Source organism: Lachnobacterium bovis DSM 14045 (assembly GCF_900107245.1).
Lineage (GTDB): Bacteria > Bacillota > Clostridia > Lachnospirales > Lachnospiraceae > Roseburia > Roseburia bovis.
The window spans coordinates 1-16,985 of the sequence record NZ_FNPG01000028.1; the positions used below are offsets into that span (position 1 = coordinate 1).

Sequence of the window (16,985 nt, forward strand, 5' to 3'; positions counted from 1 at the left end):
TATTTCTGGCTTAGGTCGGAAATAATATGCGACAGTGGCGTAGTTGGTAACGCGCGACCTTGCCAAGGTCGAGACCGCGGGTTCGAGCCCCGTCTGTCGCTCTTTAAAGAGGTTCCGGAACTGTTGATGACAACGGTTTCGGGATTTTTTTTATTTCGAGACATCTCTTAATTCCCAAAATAATAAAAAACAATAATAATCTAATTTAACTATTTCGATATACATTTTGGATAAATGATATGGATATATCGTGGCATTTCTTATAAAAAATTAGATTATGAGGTGAAAGTATGAGATATTTGACTCTTTATATAGAGATAAGTGTATTATGTGTTATGCTACTTGTTATTATTGCCTTGCAAAGTAGTGTTCGTTTGAATAATCCTAATTATAAACGCTCATATATTAATGCTGTAGTTTGTACTATGTTTTATGTGAGCTTTGATTGCATTAGTAGAGTCGCTAGTTATGGAAAGGGAAGAGAATACATTGATTTGTTATATGTTTTTAAATCTATGTATTTTGTTTCAGAGACGGTTATGGGTTATTTGTGGTTTGTTTATTTTGAATATGTATTAGGAAAAGGTGAAGAGTATCAAAAAAGAAAAGAAGTTTTAAATTCGATTGTTATGTTTTTCGTTTTTATAAATTTCTTTATTTGCGTAATAAATTCACAAACGGGTATTGTATTTTATTATGACAAGGATTTGACGTTTCATTTAGGCAGTCATTATGTCTTGCAGATTGTTTTAGCTTATATTTATTTAATAACGGGAAGTTTTCAAGCTTTTTCAAAATTATTTTCTTCGGATGAAGTTATAGACAGACGAAAGCATGCAACTCTTGCAGTTGTTCCGTTTATTCCTATACTTTTTAGTATTATTCAAATAAAATTTAATTGGATGCCTTTGATTTCTGCCTCTGTTACAATTGTTAGTTTACTTATTTTTTTTGCAACACAAGAAGATCTTATTTCAAAAGATACAGTTACAGCATTGAACAATAATCGTGAGTTTATGCGTAGGATGTATGATGAGGTTGCTAAATTGAGGGACGATAATTTTGCAGTTATATATCTACTCGTTTTTGAAATAGATAAAATAGATGTAATAGGTCGTGAACAAGGCAATGATGAAGTGGGGAAAAAACTAAAAGCTTTTGCGAAGATAATAGAAGATCTCTCTGTCGATGCGAACAGAAAAGCAATTGTTGGTAGAATTAAAGTAAATGAATTTGCGTTGTTTATGAAAATTTATTACAGAGAAAGTGAACCTGATAAACAGCTTTATGAGGAAAGAGCAATAATAAGGGAACTTAAGAGTGACATAAAAAACGCTGTAGCCAGATATAATGCGAGAGAAGAACAGCTCTATAATCTAGATGTAAATATAGGGGTATCGCGTTATAAAATAGAAAAGAACGGTGTTCCTAATTGTTTCAAAGAAGCAGAAGAAAATATGAGAAAAGATAGAATTAGCAAAGAACAAATTAAGAGGGCTGTTATTTAAATGGTGAAGGTTAGAGAATAAAGAACAGATATGGGTTTTTAAAATTAAGATAAAAACTACTACGACTGTATAGTGAAAGTAAATCAGAGCAAGCTTACAGTCGTAGTTTTTTGGTGTAGTTAAGTTATTGTTTTTTTGAGTTTTTTTAAAGTTATTATTTTATTAAATTGTTAATCTATTTATGTATAAATTAATAGATTTATTAATTTATACGTTATTAATATAGGATCTTTTTATATATTGGGAATATATCAATGCTTCTAGCTAGTATTCCATGCATATGAGCGATAGCTATGCCGTAATTGACAATCGGAACACCTTCTTTTTTGGCAGTTTCTATTCTTGAAAGCATTTCTTTTGAATTAAGCATACATCCACCACAATGTACGATTAGACTATATTTTGATAAGTTATCTGGAAATTCTTTTCCGGATGTGAATTCATAATTTAGTTGCTTTTGTGTGAAACTGTTAATCCAATTTGGCATTTTAACAGTACCAATATCGTTACATTGACGATGATGTGTACAGCCTTCAGAAATTAAAATAGTGTCTCCGTTGTTTAGTTCCTCAAGTTTTTTTGCACCATGAATGAGTTCTTTTAAATTACCCTTGAAACGAGCCATTAAAATTGAAAATGATGTCAAGGAAATGTCAGAAGGTGTTAATTTATCAACTTCTTTAAATGCTTGAGAATCAGTGATTACAAGTTTTGGTGCTTTATTGAGTGAGGCTAGTAAATGAGGTAATTCATTTACTTGACAACATAAAGGTATAGCATGTTTATCGAGAGCATCACGAAGCACTTGCTGTTGAGGTAGAATCAATCTACCTTTTGGCGCTGAACTATCGATAGGAATAACAAGTACAACGATATCATTTGGTTCAATCAAACCTTCGAGCAATGTTCTTTCGACTGATGAATCATTTTTAATAATGTGACCAATCATTTCTTTTAATTCGTATATGTTTGTGTTGTTTTTGGCACTAACAAAGATTTCATTTTTTAAGGATGTAGAGCAATCATTTTGTTTTAGGGTTGATAAAGTCTGAGACTTAGTTTTATTTGTAGATACCCCAACATTATTACATGATTTTTCGCATAAATCAGCTTTATTATAAGCAATGATATATGGAAGTTTCTTTTCAACAAAAATATTAATAAGCTCTTGATCAAGAGCTGTAATACCTGTGGTAAAATCTACCACAAGTATTGCAACATCTGTTTCTTTTAAAATGTCTTTTGTTTTTTTTACACGCATTTCACCAAGATGACCTTCATCATCTATTCCAGGTGTATCGATTATTACAACTGGTCCAAGAGGAAGAATCTCCATTGATTTTCTTACTGGATCTGTTGTTGTTCCTTTCGTGTTTGAAACAATAGATACGTTTTGGTTGGTAATAGCGTTTACAAGGCTAGATTTTCCGGCGTTTCGTATACCAAAAAAACTAATATGTGTTCGCAGTGCGCCTGGAGTTGAGTTTAAATCCATATCGTTCACCTCTTAGAATCTAAAGTCACGTTTGTTAGAGTTTTTAATTGCTTCAATATGTTCTGCAGCAATTTTTCTTACATTTTCTTTAGGAATTTTCTTTAATTCATCTTCGATTAGTCTGTATCCAATTTTTCTAGTTTCCTCAGAAGCATAGTCGACTAGATATTCAGTAAGAGTCATAAGTGCATTTGGTGTACAGCAGTTTTGTATTTGTCCACTCTTACATAAACTCATAAATCTATCGCCAGTTCTTCCTTCTCTATAGCAAGCTGTACAGAATGAAGGAATATGACCTGTTTCCATTAACCATCGTACAACTTCATCAAGGGTACGTTGATCTGATACGTCAAATTGCTCTGTATCGTGTGGACGCTCTTCTTCAGTATATCCACCGACAGATGTACGAGATGCGCCACTAACCTGTGAAATACCAACTTGCAACATTTTGGCTCTAACTGCTTCGGTTTCACGAGTTGAAATAATCATTCCAGTATAAGGAACAGCTAGTCTGATACAAGCAGCAATTTTAGTAAACATTTCATCAGAGATAGAATTATCGAAAACATTTGGATCAATGTCGTCTGCATGTTTAACACGAGGTACTGAAATTGTATGAGGACCTACACCGTGAACTGCTTCAAGGTGTTCTGCATGCATTAATAGACCAGCAAATTCGTATCTATATTTGTCTAATCCGAATAACACGCCAAGACCTACATCATCGATTCCGCCTTCCATAGCACGATCCATAGCTTCTGTATGATATGCGTAATCATGTTTTGGTCCTGTTGGGTGTAATGTCTCATAACTGTTTTTATGATAAGTTTCCTGGAAAAGAATATAAGTTCCAATTCCAGCTTCTTTTAATTTTCTATAGTTTTCAACTGTTGTAGCTGCAATATTTACATTAACACGTCTTATATCACCATTTTTGTGGTGTACGCTGTAAATTGTTTTTATACATTCAAGAATATATTCGATAGGGTTGTTGACAGGGTCTTCACCAGCTTCGATGGCAAGACGTTTGTGTCCCATATCTTGAAGTGCGATTACTTCAGCTTTTACCTCTTCTTGAGTTAATTTCTTACGTCCGATATGTTTGTTTTTTGCGTGGTAAGGGCAGTATAGGCAGCCATTTACACAATAATTTGATAAATAAAGTGGTGCAAATAAAACTATACGATTTCCATAAAATGCTTGTTTGATTTCTTCTGCGACTTCAAACATTTTTTTGATTTTTTCTGGATTTTCACATGCAAGTAGGACAGAAGCCTCTCTGTGAGATAGTCCTGCACAAACATAACCTGTTTTGGTTTTTTGAGGACGTGCCTTTTCTAGAATTTCGTCGATTAATTTATCGTTGTTTTTGTTTTCGTCGGCATAAGCAAGAGTTTTAAGTATCTCCTCATGATTTATAAACTCTTCTGCCTTTAATGATTTTGGATTATAAATTGCCATTTGTGTTTCTCTCTTTCTTCATTTGAAAAATTTAGTTAGATTAAACTTTGGAAAAAGCAGTTTTTACGCTTATTCCATTAAGTTTGCCAATCTTGCCAGACAAAGTAGAAATGGTATTTTGAGGTGCGTCTAAAGCGATGCTAATAATGCAGATTCCGCGTTTCTGATAAGGAATTCCCATTCTACCAATGATGAATTCACTGTATTCGTGAAGCAAATCATTGAGTGGATTAACAGAAACTGAATTTTCCACAATTATGCTTAATAATGCTACTCGTGTTTCCATTTTGTTTCTCCTTTAGGTTAGCCTAATCCTACAAAAAAATTGTAGGTAAAAACACCTTAGTATTTCAGAAATAATTGAATATTCTTAATAAAAGGAGCTTTGTTAAGAAATATACAATAATTTTTAACAATAGTCAATATGCATAACGAATAATATTAAAAATAGATTGTATTTTATGAGATACACAAAAATTTTCGGCGTGATTATTTTTGGATTTATCAATATGACGTAATATGCGTGTAAAATGATAGAATTGCTATTTAAAAGATAGAAATGGCATTTTTTTACAAAATAGAATTTAAAATATGCCTTTTTTATTTTTTTTTTAAATATTTTTATAATTTTTTAAAAAAGTGGGTTGCAATTAATAGATATGTGAATTATAATGTGACGTGATAAATAAAAAATAAATTTTAGTAATAATAATAAATAGAATTGTTCTTCGGGGCAGGGTGCGATTCCCTACCGGCGGTAAAGCCCGCGAGCCAAAAGGTTGATATGGTGAGATTCCATAGCCGACAGTAAAGTCTGGATGAGAGAAGAATGAAAATGAATTTATTAGTTAGCTATGTGACAGTGTCAGATAGTGATTTCTAATGAATAGACGTAAAACATAATGAATAGTAAAACAATAAATAGCAAAATAATCATTAAGTTTTATGGAAACCGTACTAGGTTTAGTAATTCTAATTTCTAAAGACGGCGGATTCGAGTCGTACAAAGTCCCAAAGAATAAATATCAAGGTATTATATATTAAAAAAAGCAAAAGTGGAATTAGAGGTAGAAATATGAAAGATATCGAAGTTGATGAATTTTTTATGGAAAAAGCTATCTGTCTAGCGAGAAATGGTGTCGGAAAGGTTAATCCTAATCCTCTAGTTGGAGCTGTGATTGTAAAAAATTCAAAGATAATTGCAGAAGGTTATCATAAAAAATATGGTGATTTTCACGCAGAAAGAGATGCAATTTTTAATTATTTAAAGGAAAATGGTGGTGATAGAGAAGGATTAAATGGGGCAACAATGTATGTTACGTTAACACCTTGTTGTCATTGGGGAAAACAGCCACCATGTACGGATGCAATTATAGAAAATAAGATTTCGAGAGTTGTAATTGGATCAAGAGATCCTAATCCTTTAGTCGGAGAAAAAAGCATAAAAATTTTAGAGGATGCAGGAATTGAGGTAAAGCGTGATTGTTTGAAAGAAGAATGCGACAGATTAAATGATGTCTTTTTCAAATATATCCAGAAAAAACAACCATATGTTGTGATGAAATATGCTATGACTGCGGATGGAAAAATCGCTACAAAAACGAATGAATCCAAATGGATTACAGGAGAAGGAGCATTGAAATATGTGCACACTTTAAGAAATAAATATAAAGGAATTATGGTTGGAATTAATACTGTTTTAGTGGATGATCCAATGTTGAATTGTAGACTAGAGGCTGAAGATATAACTGAGGTAAGAAATCCAATTAGAATAATTTGTGATTCTAAACTAAGAATTCCGATGGATTCAAATATTGTAAAAACTGCAAATCAATATCCAACAATAATTGCTACAGCTTTTAGTGAATTTGAAAATGGTGAGATAAATATTGATAAAATAAAAAATAGCAAAGAGCTTAAAGAAGTTGACGAAGAGACGCTAAATAAAATATTTGAATTGCGTTTTAGAGGAATCATTTTGATAAATGCGGTTAAATCTAATTCTAATTTGAAATCAAAATCAAAAATTAAAGTTGATTTAAAAACTTTGATGAGTTTTTTGGGTGAGATTGGAATAGATGGAATTTTACTTGAGGGAGGAGCAACTTTAAATGAAGATGCTCTAAAAAGTGAAGTTGTTGATGAAATAATCTGCTTTATAGCACCTAAAATATTTGGTGGAAAAGCTAAAAGTCCTGTTGAAGGCCTTGGTATTTCGAAAATTGAAGAGGCATATAAGTTATCTTTAAAGAATTTAGAAAAGCTAGGTGGGGATGTTATGATTGGATATAAGGTTTGTAAAAAATATTAAAACGTATATTTGTATCTTCAAAGGAGAAAAGAAAAAACAAATGTTTACTGGAATTATAGAAGAGATAGGAAAGATAAAAAGAATATCAAAAAATGGAAACTATATGTCCATTGAAATAGAATGTAAAACTATCATGGAAGATATTCATTTAGGTTATAGCATTGCAGTAAATGGAATTTGTCTTACAGCAAATAAGATTTCTAGTAATAGTTTTACAGTAGATGTTATGTCAGAAACAGTAAAAAGAACTGGAATATCAAGTCTTAAAGTGGATTCTAGAGTAAATCTAGAAAGGGCTATGGCAATAAATGGCAGATTTGGTGGTCATATTGTATCGGGGCATATTGACGGGACAGGTATCATTTCTAAAATGAAAGAAGATGGAAACGCAATATGGATATACATAGATGCTCCTAAACATATAATTGATCTTATAGTTATGAAAGGTTCGATTACAATCGATGGAATAAGTTTGACGGTTGCGTATTTAGATGAGACTTCGTTTGCAGTGTCAATTATTCCACACACGAAGGATGAAACAACACTTTGCTCTAAGAAAATTGGGGATGTTGTTAATCTTGAAAATGATATGATTGGAAAATATGTAAAGAACTTTATGCAAAAGGATTATGTTTTGGGTAATGAAGATGAGCCAAAACAAAGTAATGTAACAATGGAAATGCTTTTAGAAAACGGGTTTTAGATATGAAAATAAAAGAATAGTACGAAAAAGTCTATTCAATATAGGAGGTATATATGGAAAACAGAACATTTGATGTTGAAATCAAAAAAGAAAGAAAATATAACAAGATAGAGGAAGCATTAGAGGCTTTAAGACAAGGGAAAATTATTCTAGTAACTGATGATGAGGACAGAGAAAACGAAGGAGATTTGATTTGTGCAGCAGAATTTGCAACACAAGAAAATATTAATTTTATTGCTTCAAAAGCAAAAGGACTTATTTGTACACCTATGAGTCAGAACTTGGCAAATAGATTGCAGTTTCCACCAATGACAACAAACAACACGGATAATCATCAAACAGCATTTACAGTATCAATTGACCATGTGGATACAACAACAGGAATTTCAGCCAAAGAGCGCGCGTATACGATAAGAAAATGTGTTGAGGAAGATGCTAAACCAGAAGATTTTCGTCGCCCTGGACACGTATTTCCTCTAATTTCAAAGAAAAATGGTGTTTTAGAAAGAAATGGTCACACAGAAGCTACAGTTGACTTGATGAGACTTGCAGGATTAAAAGAATGTGGTGTTTGTTGTGAAATTATGGATGATGATGGAACAATGATGCGTCAGGATAAATTATTTGATTTTGCAGAAAAATATGGATTAGTTTTCATAACGATTGCAGATTTACAGGATTATTGTAGAAGTCACGATAAACATGTAACGTGCGAAGCAGTGGCAAATTTACCTACGGAACACGGAACTTTTAAAATGTGTGGTTATGTAAATGACATTACGGGCGAACATCATGTGGCATTGGTAAAAGGTGACATAGGAGATGGAGAAGACGTCTTAATCAGAGTTCATTCAGAGTGTTTAACAGGTGATGCGTTTGGTTCTTTGCGTTGTGATTGTGGTAAACAGCTCCAGACTGCAATGGAAAAAGTAGAAAAAGAAGGACGAGGAATCATTCTTTATATGAGACAGGAAGGACGAGGAATCGGACTCATTAATAAAATAAAAGCGTATAAACTCCAGGAAGAAGGATACGATACGGTTGAAGCAAATATCAAATTAGGTTTTAAACCAGACCTTAGAGAATATTGGGTTGGAGCACAGATTTTAAAGGATTTAGGTGTAAAGACAATAAATCTTATGACAAATAACCCACTTAAAGTATATGGATTAGAGGATTTTGGTTTGAAAATTAATAAGCGTGTACCTATTGAAATTTCACCACAGAAATTTGATGCATTCTATTTAAAAACCAAAAAAGAAAAAATGGGTCATATATTAAAAAATATAGATACAAAAAAATTATGCAAATAATTTAGAAGAGAGAGGATAAAAAAAATGAACAATATCAATGTTTTGGAAGGAAAAGTAGTAGCACCAGAGGGGATGAAAGTTGCAATTGTAGCAGCAAGATTTAATGAAATTATCGTTAATAAATTAGTCGGTGGTGCAGTTGATGGATTAGTTCGTCATGGTGTTCAAGAGGAAAACATAGATGCGGCTTGGGTACCAGGTGCATTTGAGATTCCTATCATTGCTCAAAAATTAGCTCAGAGTAATAAATATGATGCAGTTATTTGCGTTGGAGCTGTAATCAGGGGAGATACAACACATTATGATTATGTATGTAACGAAGTTTCAAAGGGTATTGCGCAGGTAGGATTAAACACTGGAGTTCCAACATTATTTGGCGTTGTAACTACAGAAAATGTTGAACAGGCAATTCTAAGAGCAGGAAGCAAGGCAGGTAATAAAGGATATGATTGCGCACTTTCTGCAATAGAGATGGTTAATTTAATGAAACAAATATAAAAAGACATAAAAAATATATAAAATAGAATAATTGTTTTTACAATTCATCTATGATAGAATTATATGAGACTAACTACGATAGAATTATGAAAGACTACAATAAAAACTTTAATTGATTATTTAGCCTAAAATAGTAATTCTTGTTATAAAGTTTTACGTTCTAGGAAAGGGTGAAGGAATTATGAAAAAACAATTATTAAATAGAGATGAAATAGAAGAAAAATATAAATGGAAGCTTGAAGATATTTATGAAAGTGATGTTCTTTGGGAAGAGGAATTGAGTAAAGCAAATGAAATTGTTGAGCAAATTTCCAAATTTCAAGGAACATTAGCTTCAAGTGCCCAGAATTTATTAGATTTTTTTAAAGAAAGCGACAATCTAGATTATTATGTAGATCGCGTTTATGTATATGCTAATCAAAGATATCATCAGGATACAACAGTTTCGAAATATCAGGGTTATGCGGCTAATGCTGAACTGTTGTTGGTAAATGCAAGCGGCGCAACATCATTTGCAAATCCAGAATTATTAGAGATTTCGGATGAAAAGTTTGAAAGTTTTTACCAGGAAAAACCAGAATTATTAAAATATAAACGATTAATTGACGAGATAAAGCGTACAAAAGATCATGTCTTAGATAAAAAAAGCGAAGAAATACTTGCAAAAGCAGGTGAAATTGCGATGGGTCCAGATAATATTTTCCACATGTTCAATGATGCAGATATTAAATTTCCAAAGATCAAAGATGAAAACGGAAATGAAGTAGAATTATCGCATGGTAATTTTATTCACTATATGCAAAGCTATGACAGAAGAGTAAGAGAAGATGCGTTTAAATGTTTATATAGCTCATATAAAGCTTATGGAAATACCGTTTCTGCAATATTTACCAGTAACTTAAAACAGGAAAACTTCTATTCGCAACTTAGAAATTATTCAAGTTCTAGAGCAATGGAATTAGATAAAAGTGAAATACCAGAGAGTGTTTACGACAACTTAATAGAAACGGTTCATAAACATTTACCAGCACTTCACAAATATTTAAAAGACAGAAAAAACACACTTAATGTTGACAAATTGCATATGTATGATATCTATGTTCCATTAGTACAAGGCGTTGAAAAAGAATATTCTTTTGAAGAGGCAAAAGAGATAGTTGCAGATGCTTTACAACCAATGGGCGATGAGTATGTTTCTATTTTAAAAGAAGGAATGAATAGTCGATGGATTGATGTTTATGAAAATAGAAACAAAAGAAGTGGGGCCTATTCATGGGGCGCATATGGAACACATCCATACGTTTTACTGAATTATCATGGTAAATTAAACGATGTTTTTACACTTGCTCATGAAATGGGTCATTCAATGCATACATATTTTTCTAATAAGAATCAACCGATAACATATGCGGGATATAAAATTTTTGTCGCAGAAGTTGCATCAACTTGCAATGAAGCACTGCTTATGCATTATATGTTAGAAAAAACGGATGATGTAAAAATAAGAAAATATTTATTGAATCATCAGTTAGAAGAATTTAGAACAACATTATTTAGACAGACAATGTTTGCAGAATTTGAGCATATAGTTCATTCTAAAATTCAAGCAGGCGAAGCCCTTACAATGGAAAAACTAAATAAAATATATCATGATTTAAATGTTTTATATTATGGTGAGGATATGGTAGTTGATGAAGAGATTGATTATGAATGGATGAGAATTCCTCATTTTTACACACCATTTTATGTATATCAATATGCCACAGGATATTCAGCAGCAACAGCTTTTGCAAAGATTATTTTAGAAGGAAAAGAAGAAGCAGCAAATAGATATATTAAAGAATTTTTATGTGGAGGATCATCAAAGAGTCCTATTGAATTACTTAAAGCAGCAGGTGTAGATATGAGTAGTTCTGAACCTGTAGATAAAGCTTTAGAAAGTTTTGAAGAATACCTAAAGGAATATTTAGATTTATAACAACTGGATTGCAAAAAGGTTCTATTTGATGCTATAATGATAAGAACTGTTCTTGTTATTTAAGGAGGAAATTTTCATGGATAGAATTAAAAGTTTTACAATAGATCATGATGTTTTAGTACCTGGATTTTATATTTCTAGAGTAGATGGAGATATCATTACATATGATTTAAGAACTAGAAAACCTAATGCTGGTTCATATATGAGCAATGCCGATATGCATTCAGTTGAACATATGTTTGCAACATATGTACGTAATTCGTCAATTGGCGATAATGTGGTTTATTTTGGACCAATGGGATGTCAGACAGGATTTTATCTTCTAGTTAGAAATGAAACTCCTCAAAAGGCATTTGAAATTACAAAAGAAGTTCTTCAAAAAATAATCGATCACAAAGGAGAGGTTTTTGGAGCTTCTGCAATAGAATGTGGTAATTATGCAAACCTGGATTTAGCTATTGCTCAGGAAGAGTGCAAGAGTTATTTAGAAGTTTTAAATAATCAAACAGATATGGAATTTAAATATCCAACTAAATAAAACTGTGAAATAAATCTGTGGATGATAGCAGTAAAAGTGATAAAGCTAGAATTGTAAGAAAAGTGTAGCTAGTTCTAGCTTATGCTTGACTCTGGAGAGAGTCTAAAAAATACTACTATAATAGTTAAAGGGACGAGACTATATGAGAATTGGTGTTATTGGTGCAATGCAAATTGAGGTTGATAACCTAAAAAAATCAATGCAGGTAGAAAAAACAGAAGAAGTAAGTTCTGTTAATTTTACAATTGGTAAAATCGGAAATGTAGAAGTTGTTGCAGCAGTTTCAGGCGTAGGTAAGGTGTTCGCAGCAATTTGTGCAGAAACAATGATTTTAAAATACAACGTAGATATGCTTATTAACATAGGTGTAGCAGGAAGTACAACAAACAAATTAAAAGTATTTGATGTTGCAGTAGCACAAAATGTTGTACAACATGATATGGATACATCACCATTAGGTGATCCAGTAGGATTACTTTCTGGAATCAATAAAATATATATTCCTACAGACGAAAATATTAGAAATGTTTTAATTGAAACTTTAAAGAAAAAAGGATTAAACTACGAAGTTGGAACAATTGCTACAGGTGATCAGTTTATCCATACAAAAGAGAAAAAAGAATGGATTTGTGATAATTTCGATGCTATAGCAGCAGAGATGGAAGGCGGAAGTATTGGTCACGTTTGTTACGTAAATAATGTACCTTTTGTAATTTTACGTACTATTTCTGATAGTGAAGGTGGAGCAATGGATTATCAGACATTTGCAACAAAAGCAGCACAGGTTGCTATAGATGTAGTTATATCATTTATTGGCAAAGTAGGAGCTGATTGTTAGTAAGTATTTTTTTGAATATTGTTGGTAAATATGGTTAGTATTATTCTAATTAGTTTTGCTAATAAGACATGACTATTGATATAGACTAATAATAGAAGGTTTAGTATCCGATATGATTAGTATATGTTATAGGTAAATTTTATAAACCGAAGGTTGAACAGCAAAGGAGATAGCATATGAATGGATCAGGTTTAATAATTTTTATGGGCTTTATTTTTGTATTAGTTATTATTGTAGCCGTTCTTGCGGTAGTATCAGCAGTGACTGCATCAGTAGCAGGTTATGTTGATGAAGCAGAAAGCGAAGAAGATGAATAACTAAGAAAAAGGAATTTGTTTTTTAAATAAAGCAGATTCCTTTTTTAGTATAAATATAAATTTGATAGTGTAGTTTTTGACTTTTGGGGAGGATTAAATGTTATCAAAGGCTAGTGTAAAAAGACCATATACAGTTCTGGTTGCAGTTTTGTTGGTAATTGTTATAGGAATAGTATCATTATCAAAAATGACAATGGATTTGTTGCCTAATATGAGTTTTCCATATGTAATTATTGTTACAACAAGTGTTGGCTCAAGTCCAAAGGAAATAGAGACAAATATAACGGCACCTATTGAAGCGTCTATGGCGACAACATCTAATATTAAAGAAATTACATCTCGTTCTAGCAATAGTTATTCCATGGTAATGCTAGAATATGAACAATCATCAAACATGGATTCTACAATTATTGAAATTCAGCAACAAATAGAACAATTAAAAAGTAAGTGGGATGATAAAACATCATCTCCAATTATAATGCAAGTAGATCCTGATATGTTACCCGTAATGAATGCGGCTGTAGATGTAGAAGGCTTAGATGCAAATAAATTATCAGATTACATTAATAATGAAGTTAAACCTTCACTAGAAAGTGTAGAAGGCGTAGCTTCTGTGTCAACATCAGGTCAGCTAGAACAAAAAGTAAATGTTTATCTTGATCAGAGCAAAATTGATACATTAAATGATAAAATAAAACAGGGTATAGAAGAAAAATTTAAAGAAGCAAGCAGTAAATTAGATAGTGCAGATAAAGAAATAAAAAATGGTCAAAATAAAATTGAAGATGGTAAGAAGGCATTAGAAAATACCATAAATAATACTTTAAAACAAAAAGAAGAATTATATAAAAAGCAATCAGATATACAAAATCAATTAGAAAAACTAATAAAAGATCGTAATGAGCTGTTAAGGATACAACAGACTTTTTTAACATATTCGACAAGTAATAATTTTGTTGAATTAGAAAAAAATGTTCAAAGACTCAGTGCATTAAATGAAGCCGCTCAGCAGGTTGGAGTAGGAAATAGACAAGAATTAGAAAAACAAATAGAAGAAACTAGGAAAGCGATTGAAGGACAAAACCTTGACATTCAAAACAGATTTGCGGCTCTAAAAGAGATTGGATTTAATGTTGATGATTATGCTAGTTTTAATGAAGCATCAGGTAAAGTCGCAGAAGATATCACAGTTTTAAATACTCAAATATTAACACTTTCAACATCTTTAGGAGAAATATTGGTTGGAACGTATACAACCTCTAGCATTCTTGAGGTGCTTAATTCGAATGCTGCTATTGCATCAATGGAAATGGCTACTAATTCGGCTAAACTTCAAAGTGCAGCAGATAAAATAAGTGATTCGAAAGAAAAAATAGAAGATACCAAGAATTCAACATTATCTCAGGCAGATCTTAATAAAGTTTTATCAATGGATACTTTATCTAAGATTTTAATAGCACAAAACTTTGATATGCCAGCTGGATATGTAACTGATAATAATGTTAAATATTTAGTAAGTGTAGGAAAAAAAGTAAAGACTGTAGATGAACTAGAGAACCTACCGTTGATAGATATGAAGTTAGATAATGTTTCTATGGTGCGTTTACAAGATATTGCAAGAATAGAACTTACAGATAATTCGGATAGCACTTATGCACGAGTAAATGAAAAACCTGGAATTTTACTTGCTATGGAAAAACAGACAGGTTATTCTACGGGTGATGTAACTAAAAAAATAAAAGAAAAATTCAAATCATTAGAAAAAGAGAATAATAAATTAAAATTCACAGTGCTTATGGACCAGGGAATTTATATTGATATAATCGTAAAGAGTGTTGCTCAGAATATGATTTTTGGAGCAATTCTTGCAATTATAGTATTACTCATTTTTTTGAGAGATTGGAGAACAACGATTATAATTGCATTTTCAATTCCAATGTCAGTGGTGTTTGCAATAGTTTTGATGTATTTTATGGGAATTACGTTGAACATTATATCGATGTCGGGCCTCGCACTAGGTATAGGAATGCTTGTAGATAACTCGATAGTTGTTGTTGAAAATATTTTTAGAATGAAACAGGAAACTGATAACATAAAAAAGGCATCTATAGTGGGAGCTAAACAAGTATCAGGAGCAATTATTGCGTCGACGCTAACAACAGTCAGCGTTTATGCACCAATTGTTTTTACAGAAGGAATAACTCGTCAGCTTTTTGTAGATTTGGCACTTACAGTAACATTTACACTTGTTGCAAGTTTAATAGTGGCACTTACAGTTGTTCCAGCTATGTCTTCTAAGATGTTAGCTAAAGATGAAGAAAAGGAGATAGTCTGGTTTGAAAAAATAAAATTAAAATATGAAGCTTTTCTGGGAAAATGTTTAAAACATAAAATAATCGTTTTTTTGGTAACGGTTCTCCTTTTAGTGTCTACTTTTTTTGCGATGATATCACGAGGAATGATTTTTATGAATATGGAAATGGAAACAAATCAAATTTCTGTAACGATATCTCCTAAGAGAGGAGAAACACTTGAATTTAAAGATTTAACAAAAAAATCAGATGCTATTATAGAAAGAATAAGAAAAATCGATGGAGTAAAAACGGTTGGAGCCATGACAGGAGGCACATCAGCATCTCTTGGAATTCAGGGAATTGGTGGATCTAGTTCAATTACAATGTATGTAATTTTAAATGATAATAACAAAAGAAGCTTAAAGGATATAGAAAAAGATATTCATAAAAAAACAAAAGACATGAATTGTAATGTGAGTACACAAACATCTGCAATGGATTTTGAAAGCTTCTTAGGAAGCGGAATTGCTGTTCAAATTAAAGGAAAAGACATTGAAAAATTACAAATGATAGCCAAGAAAACAGCAAAAATCGTAAAAAAAACAGAAGGAGTTGATTATGTTAATGATGGCTTAAAAAATACAATGGATGAGTTTTGTATCACTATAGATAAAGAAAAAGCTGCTGAGCATAGTTTTACGGTAGCACAGGCTTATCAGTTAGTATATGAAGTAATGAAAAATGAGAGTCCAACAACTACAATAGAAACTGATTTGAAAGACTATAAGGTATATTTGGTTTCTGATAAGCAAAACAAAGCAACTTTAGAAGATATTGAAAATTTAACTTTTAAATCCAAAGATTTAACAGGAAATGAAAGCACGATACCATTAAAGGAAATCGCTTCCTTCAAAAAAATAAAAACTCTTAGTACCATTAATCGAGATTCACAGAGTAGATACATTAATGTTTCAGCTTCGATTGATGAAAAACACAATGTATCTCTTGTAAGTGATGAAATTTCAAAAGAAATTAAAAAGTTGAAACTACCAGAAGGTTATACAATTGAAATGGTAGGAGAGGATGAAAACATTAAAGAATCAATGAGTCAATTATATTTAATGCTTTTGCTTGCAGTTATTTTTATTTATTTAATAATGGTTGCACAGTTTCAATCATTACTTTCGCCATTTATTATTATGTTTACAATTCCTTTGGCTTTTACAGGTGGTTTTATAGGATTATTTGTAACCGGAAACGAACTTAGTGTAATTGCAATGATTGGATTTATTATGCTTGCAGGATTGATTGTAAATAATGGTATTGTTCTTATCGATTATATTAACCAGGCGAGGGAAAGTGGCTTAGAAAAGAAAGAAGCAATTATAAGTGCAGGTCTTGTAAGAATCAGACCAATTTTGATGACGGCACTTACAACAATTCTATCGATGTCAACAATGGCACTTGGAATAGGTGAAGGATCAGAACTTATGCAGCCAATGGCTATAACAATTATAGGAGGCATGATTTACGGTACACTTCTCACACTGGTTGTAGAACCTTGTATTTATGATATTGTCCATCGAAAAGAAAAATAAACACTCTTTTATTAGTTTATCTTATAGAAAAGATTATTAATTTTTATTTGAGTAAATTATAAAATGAAGTTATACTATAGAAGGTGATTCGAGGGCATATTCGAACACAATTTAATATGACTAATCCAGTAGT

At 31.7% G+C, this 16,985-nt stretch carries 13 protein-coding genes, 1 tRNA gene and 1 riboswitch; of the genes, 11 read left to right on the forward strand and 3 right to left on the reverse strand.

From position 1 onward, the window contains the following. Positions 1–28 precede the first annotated feature (28 nt). A tRNA-Gly gene (locus tag BLV79_RS10395) sits at positions 29–101 on the forward strand. Positions 102–290: 189 nt separating this feature from the next. Then, positions 291–1,508, forward strand: a complete 1,218-nt coding sequence (locus BLV79_RS10400) for a GGDEF domain-containing protein (protein WP_074718737.1) — start codon at positions 291–293, stop codon at positions 1,506–1,508. Positions 1,509–1,725: 217 nt separating this feature from the next. Here BLV79_RS10400 and hydF read toward each other — a convergent pair whose 3' ends face one another. The 3 genes from hydF to BLV79_RS10415 are packed head-to-tail and all read right to left on the reverse strand — an operon-like array spanning position 1,726 to position 4,750. Then, complete coding sequence (hydF, locus tag BLV79_RS10405) at positions 1,726–3,003, reverse strand: [FeFe] hydrogenase H-cluster maturation GTPase HydF (protein ID WP_074718739.1); 1,278 nt, start codon at positions 3,001–3,003, stop codon at positions 1,726–1,728. 12 nt (positions 3,004–3,015) lie between these two features. Beyond that, positions 3,016–4,464 carry a [FeFe] hydrogenase H-cluster radical SAM maturase HydG gene (gene hydG, locus BLV79_RS10410; RefSeq protein ID WP_074718741.1) on the reverse strand — a complete coding sequence of 483 codons (1,449 nt, stop codon included), beginning with the start codon at positions 4,462–4,464 and terminating at the stop codon, positions 3,016–3,018. A 40-nt stretch (positions 4,465–4,504) separates the two neighbouring features. Then, entirely contained in the window at positions 4,505–4,750 is a 246-nt protein-coding gene (locus tag BLV79_RS10415; RefSeq protein WP_074718743.1) for a TM1266 family iron-only hydrogenase system putative regulator, read from the reverse strand. Positions 4,751–5,184: 434 nt separating this feature from the next. Continuing rightward, a riboswitch (FMN riboswitch) is annotated at positions 5,185–5,298 on the forward strand. Between the two features lie 241 nt (positions 5,299–5,539). On the opposite strand from BLV79_RS10415, the gene ribD reads away from it, so the two are divergent. The 9 genes from ribD to BLV79_RS10455 all read left to right on the forward strand — a co-directional run bounded on the left by ribD (position 5,540) and on the right by BLV79_RS10455 (position 16,852). Beyond that, the gene (gene ribD, locus BLV79_RS10420; protein WP_074718745.1) at positions 5,540–6,775 is read left to right on the forward strand and encodes a bifunctional diaminohydroxyphosphoribosylaminopyrimidine deaminase/5-amino-6-(5-phosphoribosylamino)uracil reductase RibD; all 1,236 of its coding nucleotides are present in this window, start codon (positions 5,540–5,542) and stop codon (positions 6,773–6,775) included. 40 nt (positions 6,776–6,815) lie between these two features. Next, positions 6,816–7,478 carry a riboflavin synthase gene (ribE, locus tag BLV79_RS10425; protein ID WP_074718791.1) on the forward strand — a complete coding sequence of 221 codons (663 nt, stop codon included), beginning with the start codon at positions 6,816–6,818 and terminating at the stop codon, positions 7,476–7,478. 53 nt (positions 7,479–7,531) lie between these two features. Next, the gene (locus tag BLV79_RS10430) at positions 7,532–8,791 is read left to right on the forward strand and encodes a bifunctional 3,4-dihydroxy-2-butanone-4-phosphate synthase/GTP cyclohydrolase II (protein ID WP_200795896.1); all 1,260 of its coding nucleotides are present in this window, start codon (positions 7,532–7,534) and stop codon (positions 8,789–8,791) included. 24 nt (positions 8,792–8,815) lie between these two features. Next, positions 8,816–9,289 carry a 6,7-dimethyl-8-ribityllumazine synthase gene (gene ribH, locus BLV79_RS10435; protein WP_074718747.1) on the forward strand — a complete coding sequence of 158 codons (474 nt, stop codon included), beginning with the start codon at positions 8,816–8,818 and terminating at the stop codon, positions 9,287–9,289. Positions 9,290–9,470: 181 nt separating this feature from the next. Further along, positions 9,471–11,267, forward strand: coding sequence for an oligoendopeptidase F (gene pepF / locus BLV79_RS10440; RefSeq protein ID WP_074718749.1), 1,797 nt, complete (start codon positions 9,471–9,473; stop codon positions 11,265–11,267). A 76-nt stretch (positions 11,268–11,343) separates the two neighbouring features. After that, complete coding sequence (locus BLV79_RS10445) at positions 11,344–11,805, forward strand: S-ribosylhomocysteine lyase (RefSeq protein WP_074718751.1); 462 nt, start codon at positions 11,344–11,346, stop codon at positions 11,803–11,805. Between the two features lie 142 nt (positions 11,806–11,947). After that, on the forward strand, positions 11,948–12,643 hold the full coding sequence (locus BLV79_RS10450) for a 5'-methylthioadenosine/adenosylhomocysteine nucleosidase (RefSeq protein ID WP_074718753.1): 696 nt from the start codon (positions 11,948–11,950) through the stop codon (positions 12,641–12,643). A gap of 176 nt (positions 12,644–12,819) precedes the next feature. Next, complete coding sequence (locus BLV79_RS12905) at positions 12,820–12,960, forward strand: hypothetical protein (protein WP_173335698.1); 141 nt, start codon at positions 12,820–12,822, stop codon at positions 12,958–12,960. 97 nt (positions 12,961–13,057) lie between these two features. Next, positions 13,058–16,852 carry an efflux RND transporter permease subunit gene (locus BLV79_RS10455; RefSeq protein WP_074718755.1) on the forward strand — a complete coding sequence of 1,265 codons (3,795 nt, stop codon included), beginning with the start codon at positions 13,058–13,060 and terminating at the stop codon, positions 16,850–16,852. Positions 16,853–16,985: the final 133 nt, after the last annotated feature.